This is a genomic window from Methanobrevibacter sp. (assembly GCF_045646045.1).
Taxonomy (GTDB): Archaea; Methanobacteriota; Methanobacteria; order Methanobacteriales; family Methanobacteriaceae; genus Methanocatella.
Genome location: NZ_JAZRJY010000126.1, coordinates 1 through 16614 on the forward strand (window position 1 = coordinate 1; position 16614 = coordinate 16614).

Below are 16614 nucleotides of genomic sequence, written 5' to 3' on the forward strand. Positions count from 1 at the left end.
AGTATTAACTGCCCAGGATAGTTCTCTGTTTACAAGTTCAAAAAATGAAAATAATCAGAATGTAACAGCAGAGAATTATAATGGTGTTTCTGCAATCAATAATGTATTAACTGATATTGTATTAGCAGATAATGTATTGACTAATGATATATTATCTGGTGATGAAAGGGATTATCACTCTGGTGATACTAATAGTCCTATTGGAGATAATAACCAATCCGATAATAATTCAGCTGTAAAATCAATTAATCCATCAAAAACTATTTTAAACAATAATAACCTGTATTTAGTATTATTAGTGTTATTAATAGTTATTTTAGGAGGATTCTTATATAGAAAAATGAAAAAATAAACAATTTTTACTCTTTTTTCTAATTTTTTATTTTTTTTATTATTTTTTCATTAAAAAATTTGCTTATTTTTAATATTAATTTCTAAAAATTAGTTAATTAAAAATATATGAGAAAATAAATAGTTATATAACACAACAAAACTAAAAAAACTCCCCATAATTTATTTTTATGTAATTTGTGACGCCAAAATGTTTCGGTTTTGCAAATGAATGTGCTAATTTTATCTTGAATGATATATATTGTATTCATTCAATTTAGTTAAATCAAGAAAATAGAAAAATAGAACCAAAAAATTTTAAGCACAATAAACAATATTCAAAAATAAGAAAAATTAATTAAAACTCTAGATTATCTGCCAACAATAGGCAAGTTAAAAAAAAAAGAAAATAAGGTGATAGATTTGTAAAAAATCTATCCGAATAAAGCACCTAATCCAGCTGCTGCTTCTTCTTCAGATGCTTCTTCTTCCTCTTCTTCCTCTTCTTCTTCCTCTTCAGCTGCTTCAGCTGCTGCTGGAGCTGCTGCTGCAGGAGCTGCTGCTGCCATAGCAGTAGTTTCCATAGCTTCGTCGATGTCAACATCTTCTAAAGCTGCGATTAAAGCTTTGATTCTAGCATCATCAGCTTCGATTCCTGCTGCTTCAATAATACTTTTAACATTTTCTTCGTTAATATCCTTTTCTGCACTGTGCAAAATCATTGCCGCATATATATATTCCATGTTATCACCATTAGTTTGTTTAAATAATATGTTTATACAAATTAAAAAATTTTAAATTAAATTTTAACCAAAGAGAGCGCCTAATCCAGCTGCTGCATCTTCTTCAGATGCTTCTTCCTCTTCTTCCTCTTCTTCTACTTCCTCTTCTTCAACTTCTTCTTCAACTGGAGCTGCTGCTACAGCAACATTTGAAAGTTTATCAGCTAATTCATCGTCAAGTGCACCTGGTTTATCAGCAACAGCTGATGCAATAGCTAACATTTTAGCTTGTGCAAGTCCGATAATTGGTCCTGAAGTTTCAGAAGTTAATATTGCTGCTTCTACACCAACATTGACTGCTTTAGTGTAAGCAAGAGTAATAATTGTGGAAATAGTTTTATCAGTAGGTATAGCTGCATTAACAGATAAATTAAATGCTTGAGCGAATGCGCTTTGAACATCTGCTAATGTTTGTTCTTCGTCGATTGCGAGTACATCAGAAGTATAAACTGCTTCATCTTCATATACTGCTTTTAAATCAATTCCTACTTCCATTGGATTAATATCCAATCTAGCTAAGGTAGCTGCTACACTTTTAGATACTTCTTCACCTGCTTCAACAACAACAGTATCTTTTTGTACAACAATTTTACCTTTATCTATTTTTGCAGGAATTCCAACCTGTTGTAATTCACCTAAAAATGGACCTGGTTCAAAACCGGTGTCTCCTTCAGGTACAACAATATCATCATTAGCAATAGATCCCGGTTTAGCAGGAGCTGAAGTTTTACTATCTTCCAATATTTTGTACAATTTGAAAGGATTCATTTCAGTTGCGATAATTGCAACTTGACCATCCATATGCCCAGATAAATCAACAATGTTGTTTTTACTAGCATTACAATCTTCGAGAGCTAAATCAATAAGGTTTTTCTTAGACATTCTAATAACAGCTTTGTCTTTGAGATTTCTTCTCATTTCTTGGAGCTGTTTTGCTGGAATGTTTAATAAATCTACAATACCAACAACATCATATTTGTCTATGATACCTTTGAGCTCTATAACTTCTTCTTTTTTCCATTCAGCAACATGAGCCATTAGATCACCCTCACAGTTGGACCCATAGTTGTTTTAATAAACATGGATTTTATTTGACTTCTTCCTTTTTCTAAATTGCGGTCTAGGACTGTAAGAACAGTTTCCACATTTTCAGCTATATCTTCCTCGGACATGTCTTGGCTTCCAACAACAATTTGAATAAGTGGTTGTTGTTTTACACCAACTTTGACAGTACTTTGTAATCTATCTAAAAGAGGAGCTAGTTTGATACTTGCTGGCACTGGTTTTGGCATTTTGTTACGAGGACCAAGAATTGGACCTAAGAACCTACCAACGAGTGGCATCATATCAGCTTGAGCTATAAAGAAATCAACAGAGTTTGCAACTTTTTTAGCAGCTTTTCTGTCTTTTCCTAACTCTTCTAAATCTGTTTTATTGATTACAAGATCGAGGCCTGCATCTTTAGCTTGAACAATGAGTTCCCCATCAGCTATGACTCCGATTTTTACCTCTTTGCCACGGCCTTTAGGAAGAGTAACTTCCTCATTAAACCTATTTTCTGGCCTTTTGACATCTAAGTCACGGATATTAATAATAATATCAACGGACTCAGTGAAGTTTCTCGGCTTAGATTGTTCTTTAGCCTCCTTCACCGCATTAACTATATCTTGTGTCATATTCGTCCCCCATGAACATTTTCTGTTCAGTGGTTTATTTTTGGTTTCATGAGAATCGATTGTAAGAAAAAATTCTCCACGATTGCATGAATTAAAAAACAGTATATCAATTATAATCCGTAAATCATAACATCATATACACTGTTACATATTAACTTAAATTTTATTAACTGATATCTATTCAACTAAGATATCATCATATTTTCCAGCATCTACATCTTTTTGTGCTTCTCTTGGGTCTTTACCATCTACAGATAATCCCATACTTACACAGGTTCCCATAACTTCTTTTGTAGCTGCTTTGTAATCGTTGGAAAGTAATGAATCATATTTCATTCTTGCGATTTTTAAAGCGGTTTCTATAGGTAAGTCATTGACAATGTCTAAACCTGGTTCGTGAGAAGCTTTTTCGATGCCTAATTCTTGCATGATTAACGCTGTAGTTGGAGGAGTACCGATTTCAATTTCGAAATCTCTAGTATCTCTGTCAATGATAACTTTAACAGGTACTTTCATTCCTGCAAAGTCAGCAGTTTTATTATTAATCTCATCAACTACTTGCATCATGTTAATACCGAAAGGTCCTAAAGCTGGGCCTAATGGAGGTCCAGGAGTAGCGCTTCCACCTTCGATAAGAACTTCGACTGTATCTTTAGCCATCAGTCAGCCTCCTTTTGAATTATTCTTATTTGATCAGCTTTAACAGTAACCGGAATCGGAACTGCTGCTTCTATTAACTCAAGAACAACTTCTTCACGTGATTCATCAATACGAACCACTTTAGCTCTTTCACCTTTAAACGGACCAGAAATAAGTTCAACAATACTTCCTTTTTGAATTGAGGAAATAATAGGTTCTGGTTTTAAGAATCTTTTTGCTTCTTCAAAGGTAATACCGCCTTTTCCTTCAACAACACCTCTTAAGTGTTGTACTTTTAAGTTAGGATTTCTTAAATCTATTTTTGTTTCAGATTCAACTAAGATATACCCTTTCAAAGATTCAGGTACAAGAATTGATAAAATGCCAACACCAGGCATTTTAGCTTTACGTGCTAAAAGTCTAGCCACATTTCTTTCCTGACCTACAGAGGTTTTAAGAGCATATATGGAACTATTAGTATCTTCCATGAAAAATTCACCTATTTCAATATTCTTATTGTTAATAAAATCATATATTAAGTTAAAAGTTATTATAAAAACAATGTAACAAGATAAAAAAATCTTGCAAAATAGATTTCTATAATATGAATATATCTATAAATAATAGTATATAAAGTTTTCAAAAAAACTAAGTTTTGAAAATAAAAATTAAAATTTTATCATAATTAAATTTTGGATCAATTTTAAAAAAAAATAAAGAAAGGTTTTATAAACCAATTAATTGACCAATTAAAACTACAACAAAACCAACCAAACCAATGATTAAAATACCTAATGCAGTAATTTTAGCAAATTCAAAGTATTCATCAGTATCTGGTTTCCTTGCTACTTTTAATACCCTTTTACTGTCTTTAATAAATTTATCAAAACGTTCTTGTACATTCATTTAAATACCCAAAATAAAAAATTTAGTAAATTATAACAAAATAATAATATATTAATCTTTAATTTACTTCATTAATAAAGTTTTCTATAAAACCGAAAAAAATATAAAAATTTAGAGATGGATTTAGAAAATTCCATCAATAAAGTCATCTAATTGATCACTAGTGGATTGAGCATCACCAGCAGATTCATCATTATCTTCTTCAAAATCGATATTTTGCTCTTCACCATCAGTTTTAATACCTGAAACAACAATGGTTGTTCTAACAGTACTTTGTAATGAAGAGTCGAGTTGAGCACCCCAAATAATATTAGCTTCAGGATCCAATTTATCAGCAACAACCTGCACGATTTTTTCAGATTCATGTAATGTTAAATCTTCACCACTGGAAATGTTAATTAAAGCACCAGTAGCATTGGAAATATCAATATCAAGTAAAGGACTGCTTAATGCTTCATGTACAGATTCTAATGCTCTGTCTCCAGAGTCAGATTCACCCATACCAATCATTGCCATACCTGAACCTTCCATGATACTCTTAATATCAGCGAAGTCTAAACTTACAATACCCGGTTTAGTAATTAATTCAGTGATTCCTTTAACAGCTCTTCCTAAAATTTCATCGGAAACTAAAAATGCTTTAGTCAATGGAAGATTTGGAGCAACTTCTAATAATTTATCATTAGGAATAATAATTACAGTATCAGCTGCTTCCTGAAGTTTTTCTAAACCTTCGTCAGCATTGTTTCTTCTTCTAATACCTTCAGCTGAAAACGGCATGGTAACAACAGCTACGGTTAAAGCACCCAATTTTTTAGAGATTTTAGCGACAATTGGAGCTGAACCTGTACCGGTTCCTCCACCAAGACCGCAAGTAACAAATACCATATCTGCGCCTTCAAGGGATTCTCTTATTTCATCTTCAGTTTCTTCAGCACATTCTTCACCAATAGTTGGGTCTCCTCCTGCGCCTAATCCACCAGAAGTTTTTCTACCTAAGAGAATTTTTTTGTCAGCTTTACTATAATATAAATCTTGTGCATCGGTATTGACTGTAATGGTTTCAGCACCTTCAATACCAATTTCATTTAATCTTGAAATAGTGTTGTTTCCAGCACCACCTGCACCAACAACGAAAATATTAGTTTTTTTGATAAATCCGATGAGATCTTCATCAATATCGGACGTAATAGTTTTTTTGGAATCTACTTTTTCCATTCTTTCTTCAGATTCTTTGATTGCATCATCTATAAATTTCACGAATTAACCCCACATACTCTACTTAAAAATAATTGTTAAATATTTCTGTTTAAACTAATATTTAAATGCAACTATATTTGGAATAAAATTAAAAAATCACTAATTAAATTAACAATTGAGTTAATTATTCCTTCGGCATAGCAATTATTTCATGAATTTTTAAGTTGAATAAATCTTTAGCATTGACAGGGGTTAAAATAACTGCAGTATCCACACCAGAACCTCTACCACCAATAGCTATAATTTTATCGCCGACAGGAATTAAACCAGCATCAGCAGCCATTATTGATATTTCACATGCAACTTTTACACCATGGGAAATCATACGTAATGTATCTGAAACAATATCCAAAGGAGCGAATCCGCCGTATTTATTAGTTACACCACGATTTGCACCACTGAAAGCATGACATCCGACGAAGGTTACAATACCTTTTTCATCCAATTCATCCAACATTTCGTCACTTATGTCCAATTCATTTTCTTCCTTAAAACCTGAATGGTGAGTTACATTAATAATTTTTGCATCGCCGTTTATCTCATTATATAATTTTAATGCGGATTTACCTGTTGCTGAAGCTATAACAATATTATCAATTTCATCAGATTCATCCAATCTTTCTTTTACTGCTTTGACTAATTCATCAGTGTAGTCTTCACCTTCTTTTTCAAAGTATGTTATTTTCATATTAATTCACCTTTAAATATTATTTATTCTTATATATTATTTAAGATAACATGATTGGCGAAAATATAAAACATGTAATCAATGGAGATTACATAGTAATTCCAATAGAAACAGGTTACATAAAACCAAATGAAGATTTAAATTCCATTATAATTCCTGCTCGCGAATTAATGGAAGATGGAGATTATCTAGTAATTGCAGAAACCCCTATTTCTGTTTCACAGGGAAGATTGATTGATGAGGCCGAATACAGCCCATCACTTACTGCCAAATTCCTCACTACGGTTTGGAGCAAATATTTATGGGGATACGTTTTCGGACCATTATTAAAAATTAAAAAAAGAACCATTAAAAACTTAAGAAGATTGCCTGAAGAAACCAAAGCTCATAAAGAAGTAGTTCTACAATTATATGGTTTAAAACATGCTTTAAAGCCAGCTTCAGAAGCGGGAATTGACTTGAGCAATGCTCCCGGAACGTGCGTTTCACTTCTTCCCAAAGATCCAGAAAAGGTTGCATGTGAAATCAAATCAGAAATTGGAAAGGAAGTCTGTGTAATGATTATAGATACAGATGCAACATACATGAAAAACGGGAAATATTTTACAGGTCTGCCAATAGCTATTGACGGAATTGAAGCAGACAAAGGATTTTTCGGATACGTAAAAGGCCAATTGAGCGAAAACATGGGTTCAACACCATTAGGCTGCAGTGAAGAGATTGGTGTTGAAAAGGCTTTAAAAATAGCAAATATAGCTGAAGACTATCAAAAATCATTATCTACAGAAATGAAAACTATTCACAGTGTTAAAGAAGTTTTAGGTACTTCCGAAACAGGAGTAACAATTGAAGCCCTTGACAGCATAACACATACCCCGGCAGTTATCATAAGAAAAATTAACTAACTTTTTATAATAGAAAAAACAAATTAATAATATTATTGTTTAGGGGTAATTCAATGATAAATAATCCAATAGTTAACGATTTTTTAGAACAAATTGTAGATGCTGACGATTTAAAAAATATTAAAGCCATCATCCAAGCATTAATCGACGGGATTGAAACCGATGAAGCAATACATGAGAAAACAGAGATTAAATTAAATACTGTTAGAAAATTACTATACAAATTACATGATGCTTCAATAGCTAATTATAAAAGAAATAAAGACCCTGAAACCCAATGGTTCACATATACCTGGAAATTTGAGAAAGAGGAATATGTTGAAAAAATCACTGAATTCTATACAAAGCGATTAAAAGAAAGACAAGACTTATTAGATGAATTGGAAAATAACTTATATTTCATTTGCTGTATGGATCCAGAACATTTCAAAGGAGATTATGCTGAATCATCAGAATATGAATTCTATTGTCCAATATGTGATTATGAGCTAGAGCCATATGATGCTAAAAAGGAAAAAACTTTATTAAAAAGAAGAATCACAATTGATAAAAAGAATTTCAAGAAATTTGAAGAAGCTATTAATGAATAAATTGATATGATGGAAATTGAAATTCTTAAAAAAGAAAAAACACCACCTAATGTGATAGACCACTCTATAGCAGTGTGTAAAAAAGCATTCAAAATAGCCCAGAATTTCCCCGAAGCTGATATTGAACTTATCAGAAAAGGAGCTTTACTGCATGATATAGGCAGGTCTAGAACTCATGACATCACTCATGCTGTTGAAGGAGTTAAAATTGCTCGCAAATATAATTACCCTAAAGAAGTTTTAAATATTATTGAAAGACATATTGGGGCAGGCATTACTAAAAAAGAAGCTAAATCATTAGGACTTTTTGAAAAATCTTATGTTCCAAAAACTTTAGAAGAAAAAATTGTCGCCCATGCAGACAATCTGATTAGCGGGACAAAGGAAGTTGATGTTGATTACGTAATTAATAAATGGAAATCAAGAATGGATAATCCCGATGACAATATTAAACGTTTAATTAAACTTGATAAAGAATTAATACAAGCTTTTAAGGATTGATTAGGATGAAAGTAATATGCTCAAGTGAAGAATCTTTATACAGGCCGGAGGCTGTAAGATGGAGACAAAGAATGGAACTGATGAAACCTATTGGAGACAGTGTTGTTTTACTCCCGTGCAGTATGAAAAAACCTTATTCCAATTCCAAATCCCATCAAGCTTTTAGAAAAGTTACCCGGTCATTTCAGGAACTTATTGTAACTTCTCCTTTCGGAATCTGTCCAAGAGAGCTGGAAAACACTTTTCCAATACAATCATATGATGTCAGTACTACCGGTTCATGGTCCCAGGATGAAATTAGAGAAAGCGGACAGTTAATTAAAAAGTATTGTGAAGGCAAAAATGTTGTTGCTCATCTTCATGGAGGATATTTGGAATCATGCGAAGCATTTTTAGATGATTTTACACTAACGTGTAAAGATGGAAAGCCAACATCTCCAGACTCAATATATAATTTAAGAATGGAACTGAAAAATCATACAAAAATTAAAAGAAGAGATAAAGTTTTAAATGAGCTCAGATCAATAGCTGTCTATCAGTTTGGACCTGAAGCATATGACTTTATTCCTGACGATGTTAAAACAAAAGGCAGATATCACAAACAAATCATGGTTAATGGAAAACAGATTGCCATGTTGAACAAAGATTATGGCCTTTACCGTTTAAATTTAGCTGGTGGAGAAATTCTAAAAGATTTGGGCATCAATATTGTTAACATTGACTTTAATTTAGAAACAAATACTGTTTTTGCTCCCGGAATTAATAAGGCATCCCACAATATCATCCCAAATGATGAAGTGGTTGTTGTGAAGGATGATGAAGTGGTTGGGGTTGGCAGAGCCATTTTAACAGGTCGTGAAATGGAATTATGTTCAAATGGCATTGGTGTTAAAATAAAACATCGTGTAAAATAATTTTTCAAAAACAATAATATTAAATATTTTAAATTATCAACATAAAATATGTTAGTTGTTATATAAATTACTAATTTTATTATATTATGAGAGGTGACATATATGTCTGAAGAATTAGTCGATTCAATTAGAGATGCAGTTTCTGTCATTAACGATCCACACATGGGCGTAAGTATTGTTGACATGGGAATTGTACAGAATATTAGTGTAGAAGGCGATGAAGCAACAATTGTTATTAAACCAACCAACCCTGGTTGTATGAGTGTTACTCGTATTGCTGCAGATGCAAAAACCCAAGCTGAAAAAGTTGAGGGAGTATCTAAAGTAACTATTATTGTTGAAGGCCATGTTATGGCAGATTCAATTAATGAAATGATTAACAGATAATTACAAATCTAAACACCACACAATTACCATCGGTTCAAGTTAGTTGAATGTAATTAACTTGAAATTTTTAATTTTTTATTAAAAAACAATGGAAAACCAAAACATTTATATATTAATGAAAACCAAAAATATATTTGTTGTTACATAGGCTAGTGGCACAGCTTGGTTAGCGCGCTCGGCTGATAACCGGGAGGTCATGGGTTCGAATCCCATCTAGCCTACTTTTCTAAACTATTTTTTAAGGATTTTTCATTTTTGTGATAATTTTATCAAAAATTTTTTTTATCAGTAATTTTTTTTCAATGCCAATCATATATTTTAAATACTACAACCAACATAATATAACTTAAATGTACAAAAAAGTGTAATAAGGGATAAAAATGTGGGAAATAATACAAGAAAAATTTAAAAAATATCCTGCCAGAATACGTGTTGCAGAAAAAATGATTGAATTAGGCCTTTCAGTTAATGAAGATGGTAAAATATACTGCGGTGATTTAAAAATAAGTGATAAATCATTGGCCACAGCAGCAGATGTTGATAGAAGAGCTATTAAATCAACCATCAACGTAATTATGGAAGACAAACAACTATTTGATTTATTCAATAATATTATCCCTGCAGGAACATTGCTTAAAAACATAGCAAAAATAGTAGATTTGGGTGCAATAGAAATCGAAGTCGGATCAGATAACGAAGGAGTACTTGCTGCAACAACAGAATTAATTTCAAAAAATGGAATAAACATAAGACAAGCTTATGCCGAAGACAATGAAATGCAAAACTTTCCCATACTTACAATAATAACGGAAAGTCCTATAAATGGTGATTTGTTAAGTGAATTTTTAAAAATAAAAGGTGTCAATAGAGTATCAATCTATTGATACAAACCGGATTCCCTTCTTGCTTTTTCCATTTCTTTATCTTCTTCTTCAAGAATATCCAACAATTCTTCCCAAGCATCTAAAGATTCTTTAGCAGCTTCTTCAGATAATTTTTCAATAGCATATCCCGCATGGATTAAAACATACTCACCAACTTCCACATCCGGAAGTAAATCCATTTTAGCAGCTTGTCTTGCTCCACCAAAATCAGCATATAACACATTTTCTTCTCTATCAATTTTAACAATTTGTGCAGGCGCTGCAATACACATATTTTTTCATCCCCTCAATAATTTTAAATTAATTAATACATAAAATATATTATTAATTATTATATAAAATTAACTAATAGGTGATAATATGGCAGATATTGTGATTGGATCAGGTCCAGCAGGAAGGTTAGGTTCTTATGAACTCGGAAAACTAGGAAAAGATGTTATTTTAATTGAAAAAAATCATATAGCTGGAACCTGTTTAAATGAAGGATGTATGGTTATTTGTGCGTTAAATGATATTGCAAAATTTATTGATTCAAACAGACGTTTTAACGAGTACGGATTTATTAAAAGCCAAATTGATGTCAGCTATGAAAAAATTGTATCCAAAATAACCGAAACACAGGAATTTTTAAGGGAATTAAACCAGATGGAAAACGAAAGTGTGGGAAATAAAGTTATTTATGGAGAAGCCAAAATCAACGAAGATACTGTTGAAGTTAATGGTGAAAGTCTTGAATATGATAACTTGTTAATTGCAACAGGAGCAAGACCACATATTCCTGATGTTAAAGGCAGTGAATACGGATTGACCAATAAAGATATCTTAAAAATCGACGATATTCCTGAAAAACTAAACATTGTTGGAGGAGGAATTATCGCCTGTGAACTGGCTAACATTTTCTCAACATTGGGCAGTGAAGTTAATGTTATCGTTAGAAGTGAATTTTTAAAAGAAATTGATTCTGATATCAAAAACTACATATTAAAACATATTATGCCTCAGGTCAATATCCTAGAACATTCAGACATTAGTGAATGTGGCAAAAATAAAGTGGTTCTTGGAAATGGTGACGAACTAGAGGGAATACCATTTTTTGCAACAGGAAGAATAGCCAATTCTGAAATTGCACAGGGTTTTGTTGATATCAATCCGGACAATACCATTAAAGTCAACGAATTTATGCAAACTTCCCGAGATAATGTATATGCTGCAGGTGATGTTGCCGGAGGTTGGCAGCTAACCCCAGTAGCTAGGATGGAGGGCATTTGTGCTGCAAGAAATATGGCAGGATACCTGAATAAGATAAGTTACAATTCAATTCCTCAAAGCATAAGTTTGAGCAATGAAGTAAGTTTTGTTGAAAATGAAAAAATCAGTGATGATGTTAAAACCGAAACCATTACCCTACCTGCAATAGCCGGGCCTAATTCCTTTTGGAAAATATTGACAGGAGACACAGGTTTGGCAAAAATAGAATTTGACAGTGAAAACAACAGAATTAAAAAGATAAATTCCATATCACCATCATCAGTAAGTGATGTTGCATATTTATCCTATCTGATGAGAATAGATTCCCCGTTAGATGAATATTCTAACTTTTTGGAAATACATCCATCCAGCGATACGAATTATAAAATTATTAAAAATTTGTGGTTATAATCTATTTACCACAAATATCTATTATTTTTTGTGCCAGACTATTTTTAGCATCCAATAATTCTTTAGCATACATATCTGCACTGTTTTTCATTGAATCGTAATTGTCAAAAGCTGATAAAATAGTTTCATTTGCATCTTCAATGTCGGTTTCCAAAATAGCTCCCTTAAAGATGCCTGCCATATTGTGATATCTTCCCCATTTAATCTTGGTTACTGTAATAATAGGAACTTCACAGGCCAAAACCTCTTCAATCATGACCCCGTCATCAGTTAACACTGCCAAATCCATATAATCATAAAGATGATTAATCCAATCTATGAACCCTACATAAATAATCTTGTCTTCATCAATCAAATCCAAATACTCATCATACATAGGATATCCGATTAAAACAACATTATAATCATCAGTGAAATCGGCAAAATTAGATGCGGATTCAATCATTCCTTTAAAAAGAGAAGACCCTGAAGAAAATAAAATAGTTTTTTTGTTTTCATCAAATAAAGGATATTCTTTAAGTTTTTCCAATGCAACAGCACCATTTCCAGAGCCCACATTATCATCTAACGGATAATATGTTTTAGATAAATTTTCAGGCAAAACATCTTCCCTGAACAAATAATATTCAGGCAGAAGTATACAATGATTTAATCTAGGACATACCTTCATATCCAAAGGAGTGCAGCATAATGTAACACAAGGTTTTCCAGCTAATTTAGAACCAACACTAGCTACGATAGCTCCTCCACCAATAACACCCACAACAAAATCAACATCCAATTTTTTAATTAAATTTCTTGATTTGAAAGTAGCTACAAACATTTTTAAAGCAGCTTTAATTGAAGATAATTTAGTTGCAGCATGTCCTCCGGCTTGAGGAATGGAAATTTTATGCCATTCATATCCTTTCTTTTTGAACAATATTCCTGGTGCTGACTCATCAAGTGCAATTTCACATTTAACCCCCTTATTTTCAAGAGCAGAAATTAAATTTAAAGCAACGACGGCATCTCCACCCAATCCTCTTCCCGTGATGACAACCAATGCCCGCACTAGGAATCCCTCCTAAGGGATTGAGATTCTCTATGAACAAATCCTTCAGTGTGAATTGCATAAGGATTATATAATAATCTTCTAAATCCTAAAGAAATTAAAAGGTCACTTGTGACTTCATATTGTTTATCTTTAAGAATCCATTTGCGCAATAAATCACCTAATCCTCCACCGGTCAAAACATCCATCATATAATCACCAAATGTCGGATCAAGAATTCTTAAACGTTGTCTGAAGAATACTTTAAGAGTGGTTCTTCTAACAAATGCAGTGAAACAAACAGTAATTATTGAAAGTAAAATTACCCACCATACTCCGCCAGTTAAATAAAATGCAACACCCAAAGCTACAGCAAAGGTATGGTTTCCAACTTCACCCATCATTATTTTTCCAAGGAAATCCAATGGAGAGTAAGCCAGACAGACAACTAATATTAATATCGGAGTATATGTTGCCGGAAGCTCATTTACAGTAGGTGAACCTACAATAAGCATGAATATTATTGTAATAATAGACATTACCATTGTAACCATTGCACAGGATCCTGGCTGCATATCTGAAATATTCAACGGCTGTATTAATAATGCAATAAAAATTGAAGAAATTCCCAATCCATGAATAAAACCGACAATTATTACAAGAATCATACCAATTCCTCTTGAAAATTGACCAATTTCCATATTCATGAAACTAAATTTCCTTCTACCAAATATGTCATCAATAAAAGCGAACAAACCAATGATTAAAACAAGATTATTATATTTTGGTAAAAAATATAATGATAAAATAATGAATGGAATAATTCCAACTCCACGAGGGATTCCTCCCCTCACATTAGGAAACAGATTACCCAAATATCCCCGTTTACCGAGAAATCTAAATATTACATCTACAAGTGCGGTTCCTAATGCACAAACAATAAAAATAAAAATAAATACATAAACCATCGATGTGTACATAATAATTTCTCACAATATTTATTACTTATAAGTTATAATTATAATCCTATATAAAATCTATGATATACTATATCTTAAAATAGCTGCAATACCACCTAAACTTTCCAATTGCTTGCCTCCATCATGTTCACAGCTGATAACCATGACTTCTCCCTTCATATTTTCGACCATATCCATCTGCTGGCCCAAATTATTTGTAGCAACCATCTTATCCAATATTAATAATTTATCGACAGCACCCAAATTTATAGCATTAGTAGTCTCATCTAAACCATATGCGACCTTTGAAGAATTTTGACCTATTTCTTCAAGAAGATTATTTACAGCCATCATCTCACTGGCTACCCTATTTTCAACAGTCAATTTCTCAACTGTCCCTTTCTTTAAAACTTCATGTATTCCAACTCTTCCGCCAGTACCTGTACTTTCAATTATGGATTTGGAAGCAAGATCCTTATGTTTATCCTTAATGTAATCATAAAAATCATTTTTATAAAATCCCGGTCCTGCAATAATAATATTTTGAATTGAATCAAATTTATTTATTGATTCTATTATGCTTTCATAGAATTTAATAATGTTTTTATCCCTATTTTTATCAACAATACGTTTTCCTGAGATGTTTCCTTTAATCGGACCATAATATTCAATTCCAAACTGTCTCATCAAACCTAATGTAGCAGTATCATCTTCAATGACAACAATGATTGCAGACAATTTTTTGGAAGCATCAACCGCCTGTTTTAATCTTTTCAATGCCCATTTAGGCCATTTCCCTTTTTTTATTGTCAGAGGAGTATTCAGTTTGACTTCCAGAGTGTGATGTGAGCCCAAAGGGATTAAATCTTCAGGACCCCGTGTAATAACTCCCGTTAATCTTAATTTTCCAGTGAATAAATGAAAATTAATACCTTCCACATCAATACCTAAGTAAAATGTTTTTTTAACACCCCTATCGCTCCTTAATTTATCACCAGTGTTATCCTGAATACGACGAGTTGTTTTAGATGAAACATTATCCTTAACTTCAACAATATGGGACAAATGCCACAAATCATCCAGAGTTTCCGGAATGACTTCAATAACTCCTTCTTTTGTATCTTGCTTAATGATTTTCATTGTATTAATTATATATATGTAATGTTTATTAAAGTTATTAATATGAAAATTGGAATAATAGGTGGAACTGACGGTTTAGGAAAAACTCTAGTTTATTATTTTAGAGATGAATTTGAAGTGACTATAACCGCAAGGGACCATGAAAAAGGTCGCAAAGTTGCAGATGAGCTAAATGTTGAATATATTGAGTCAAATATTGAATTAGCTAGAATGAGTGATATGCTGATAATATCTGTTCCAATTAATGTGACAACATCAGTTATCAAGGAAGTCGCTCCGTTCATGAAAAAGGGCTCAGTAATGATTGATGTTACATCAATAAAAGAAGAACCTCTAAAGGCCATGGAGGAATACCTGCCGGAAAATGTTGAATACATTCCAACCCACCCAGTTTTCGGTCCAAGAACAATGGAAGTGGACAATCACGTAATTGTCTTAACAGCTCCCGAAAAAGGCGAATGGTATAAAAAAGTATATGATTATTTAGCAAGCAGAAACATGAGAATAATAGAAACTACTGCCGAACACCATGATTTTATGATGAGTATAGTTCAGGTTTTAACTCATTTTTCATTTATTTCAACAGCTTCTGCAATGGAAAAGCTGAAAGTTAACATCTCAGGAACTGAAGATTATGAAAGTCCGATTTACAACCTGATGATTGATATGATTGCCCGTATAACTTCACAAAATCCGTATTTAACTTATTACATCCAATCAATGAATAACAATGGGACCAAAGTTAGAACTGCATTTAGTGAAGCTGTAAATGAACTTAAAGATGCAATTGAATCAGAAGACAGTGACAAGTTTGTTGAAATAGCTATAAGAGCTACCAAAAATATGGGCGATACTCAAAACGCATTGGGAAGAAGTGACAAGGCAATCAGTGCCCTAAGCCATGAATATAGTCTATTATTTGACTCCATTGGAAAGGAAATGGCTCTTAGACATATCTATTCAGGAAAAGTCCATATTGGAGTTTTAGAAAAAGTAGACGGTAAAACTGCAGTTTTGGATAATGGTACAAAACTCAGAATTGCGAATATCCATGTTTTAAGTGATGAAGAGTTATACCAATGGAAATTGGAAAACATTAAGCAAAAACATGCAATAATCAGTTGCATATTCAGTGAAAATGTAACTCCAAACATCATTGTTGAAACCCTGGAAAGTGTAGAAGATGTTGTAAGTGTAGTCCTGACTGACATTTACAAAGGTCCGCAAATTGAAGAAGGGTATAAAAGCCTGACATTTGAAGTTTATGCACTGTCAAAAGAAGCCATAGACAATGCTAAAAATATTATAACAGGATTTGGTGGAGTTTTAAGATAGCACTTTTTCAAAATCCTCAGATTAAC

At 32.5% G+C, this 16614-nt stretch carries 21 protein-coding genes and 1 tRNA gene; 10 read left to right on the forward strand and 12 right to left on the reverse strand.

Annotated elements, in window-relative coordinates; all coding sequences use genetic code 11:
- Window positions 1-352, forward strand: a 352-nt coding sequence (locus tag ACKI5C_RS08420; protein ID WP_407432705.1) for a hypothetical protein, incomplete at its 5' end; no start/stop codon positions are given.
- Between the two features lie 412 nt (window positions 353-764).
- Here the strand turns inward: ACKI5C_RS08420 and rpl12p are convergent.
- The 8 genes from rpl12p to ACKI5C_RS08460 all read right to left on the reverse strand — a co-directional run bounded on the left by rpl12p (window position 765) and on the right by ACKI5C_RS08460 (window position 6287).
- The gene (gene rpl12p / locus ACKI5C_RS08425; RefSeq protein WP_296798226.1) at window positions 765-1073 is read right to left on the reverse strand and encodes a 50S ribosomal protein P1; all 309 of its coding nucleotides are present in this window, start codon (window positions 1071-1073) and stop codon (window positions 765-767) included.
- Between the two features lie 63 nt (window positions 1074-1136).
- Window positions 1137-2150: a 50S ribosomal protein L10 gene (locus tag ACKI5C_RS08430; protein ID WP_407432706.1), complete on the reverse strand. Its 1014-nt coding sequence runs from the start codon at window positions 2148-2150 to the stop codon at window positions 1137-1139.
- A complete protein-coding gene (locus ACKI5C_RS08435; protein ID WP_296798223.1) occupies window positions 2150-2788 on the reverse strand; it encodes a 50S ribosomal protein L1 in 639 nt (212 codons plus the stop codon). Before ACKI5C_RS08435 ends, ACKI5C_RS08430 begins: the two co-directional genes overlap by 1 nt.
- 177 nt (window positions 2789-2965) lie before the next feature.
- Window positions 2966-3448 carry a 50S ribosomal protein L11 gene (locus ACKI5C_RS08440; RefSeq protein WP_296861688.1) on the reverse strand — a complete coding sequence of 161 codons (483 nt, stop codon included), beginning with the start codon at window positions 3446-3448 and terminating at the stop codon, window positions 2966-2968.
- On the reverse strand, window positions 3448-3915 hold the full coding sequence (locus ACKI5C_RS08445) for a transcription elongation factor Spt5 (protein ID WP_296798221.1): 468 nt from the start codon (window positions 3913-3915) through the stop codon (window positions 3448-3450). The genes ACKI5C_RS08440 and ACKI5C_RS08445 overlap by 1 nt, the downstream gene beginning before the upstream one ends.
- A 238-nt stretch (window positions 3916-4153) precedes the next feature.
- A complete protein-coding gene (locus ACKI5C_RS08450; RefSeq protein ID WP_407432707.1) occupies window positions 4154-4333 on the reverse strand; it encodes a protein translocase SEC61 complex subunit gamma in 180 nt (59 codons plus the stop codon).
- Window positions 4334-4456: 123 nt separating this feature from the next.
- Window positions 4457-5593 carry a cell division protein FtsZ gene (gene ftsZ / locus ACKI5C_RS08455; RefSeq protein ID WP_407432708.1) on the reverse strand — a complete coding sequence of 379 codons (1137 nt, stop codon included), beginning with the start codon at window positions 5591-5593 and terminating at the stop codon, window positions 4457-4459.
- 124 nt (window positions 5594-5717) lie between these two features.
- Window positions 5718-6287: a pyruvate kinase alpha/beta domain-containing protein gene (locus ACKI5C_RS08460; protein WP_407432729.1), complete on the reverse strand. Its 570-nt coding sequence runs from the start codon at window positions 6285-6287 to the stop codon at window positions 5718-5720.
- 44 nt (window positions 6288-6331) lie between these two features.
- Here ACKI5C_RS08460 and ACKI5C_RS08465 point away from each other — a divergent pair, with 44 nt between their 5' ends.
- The 7 genes from ACKI5C_RS08465 to ACKI5C_RS08495 all read left to right on the forward strand — a co-directional run bounded on the left by ACKI5C_RS08465 (window position 6332) and on the right by ACKI5C_RS08495 (window position 10462).
- Window positions 6332-7186: a coenzyme F420-0:L-glutamate ligase gene (locus ACKI5C_RS08465; protein WP_407432709.1), complete on the forward strand. Its 855-nt coding sequence runs from the start codon at window positions 6332-6334 to the stop codon at window positions 7184-7186.
- 53 nt (window positions 7187-7239) lie between these two features.
- Window positions 7240-7776, forward strand: coding sequence for a transcription factor (locus ACKI5C_RS08470; RefSeq protein ID WP_407432710.1), 537 nt, complete (start codon window positions 7240-7242; stop codon window positions 7774-7776).
- Between the two features lie 9 nt (window positions 7777-7785).
- Window positions 7786-8277, forward strand: a complete 492-nt coding sequence (locus ACKI5C_RS08475) for a TIGR00295 family protein (protein WP_407432711.1) — start codon at window positions 7786-7788, stop codon at window positions 8275-8277.
- Window positions 8278-8282: 5 nt separating this feature from the next.
- Window positions 8283-9191, forward strand: a complete 909-nt coding sequence (locus tag ACKI5C_RS08480; protein WP_407432712.1) for a DUF5591 domain-containing protein — start codon at window positions 8283-8285, stop codon at window positions 9189-9191.
- Between the two features lie 102 nt (window positions 9192-9293).
- Entirely contained in the window at window positions 9294-9578 is a 285-nt protein-coding gene (locus tag ACKI5C_RS08485) for a metal-sulfur cluster assembly factor (RefSeq protein ID WP_296798873.1), read from the forward strand.
- Window positions 9579-9724: 146 nt separating this feature from the next.
- Window positions 9725-9799: transfer RNA gene (locus tag ACKI5C_RS08490), tRNA-Ile, on the forward strand.
- 159 nt (window positions 9800-9958) lie between these two features.
- Entirely contained in the window at window positions 9959-10462 is a 504-nt protein-coding gene (locus ACKI5C_RS08495; RefSeq protein WP_407432713.1) for an amino acid-binding protein, read from the forward strand.
- Here the strand turns inward: ACKI5C_RS08495 and ACKI5C_RS08500 are convergent.
- The gene (locus ACKI5C_RS08500) at window positions 10456-10734 is read right to left on the reverse strand and encodes a HypC/HybG/HupF family hydrogenase formation chaperone (protein WP_296798877.1); all 279 of its coding nucleotides are present in this window, start codon (window positions 10732-10734) and stop codon (window positions 10456-10458) included. The genes ACKI5C_RS08495 and ACKI5C_RS08500 overlap by 7 nt on opposite strands.
- Before the next feature lie 88 nt (window positions 10735-10822).
- On the opposite strand from ACKI5C_RS08500, the gene ACKI5C_RS08505 reads away from it, so the two are divergent.
- Window positions 10823-12121 carry an FAD-dependent oxidoreductase gene (locus tag ACKI5C_RS08505; protein ID WP_407432714.1) on the forward strand — a complete coding sequence of 433 codons (1299 nt, stop codon included), beginning with the start codon at window positions 10823-10825 and terminating at the stop codon, window positions 12119-12121.
- A gap of 1 nt (window position 12122) precedes the next feature.
- Here the strand turns inward: ACKI5C_RS08505 and ACKI5C_RS08510 are convergent, their stop codons facing one another.
- From ACKI5C_RS08510 to ACKI5C_RS08520, 3 genes are read right to left on the reverse strand one after another with little or no spacing between them, the layout of a single operon-like run.
- Window positions 12123-13175, reverse strand: a complete 1053-nt coding sequence (locus ACKI5C_RS08510) for a glycosyltransferase (protein ID WP_407432715.1) — start codon at window positions 13173-13175, stop codon at window positions 12123-12125.
- A complete protein-coding gene (locus ACKI5C_RS08515) occupies window positions 13175-14137 on the reverse strand; it encodes a cell wall biosynthesis protein (RefSeq protein ID WP_407432730.1) in 963 nt (320 codons plus the stop codon). Before ACKI5C_RS08515 ends, ACKI5C_RS08510 begins: the two co-directional genes overlap by 1 nt.
- A 54-nt stretch (window positions 14138-14191) precedes the next feature.
- Entirely contained in the window at window positions 14192-15253 is a 1062-nt protein-coding gene (locus ACKI5C_RS08520; protein WP_407432716.1) for an mRNA surveillance protein pelota, read from the reverse strand.
- 42 nt (window positions 15254-15295) lie between these two features.
- On the opposite strand from ACKI5C_RS08520, the gene ACKI5C_RS08525 reads away from it, so the two are divergent.
- On the forward strand, window positions 15296-16588 hold the full coding sequence (locus ACKI5C_RS08525; RefSeq protein ID WP_407432717.1) for a prephenate dehydrogenase: 1293 nt from the start codon (window positions 15296-15298) through the stop codon (window positions 16586-16588).
- Window positions 16589-16614 lie beyond the last annotated feature (26 nt).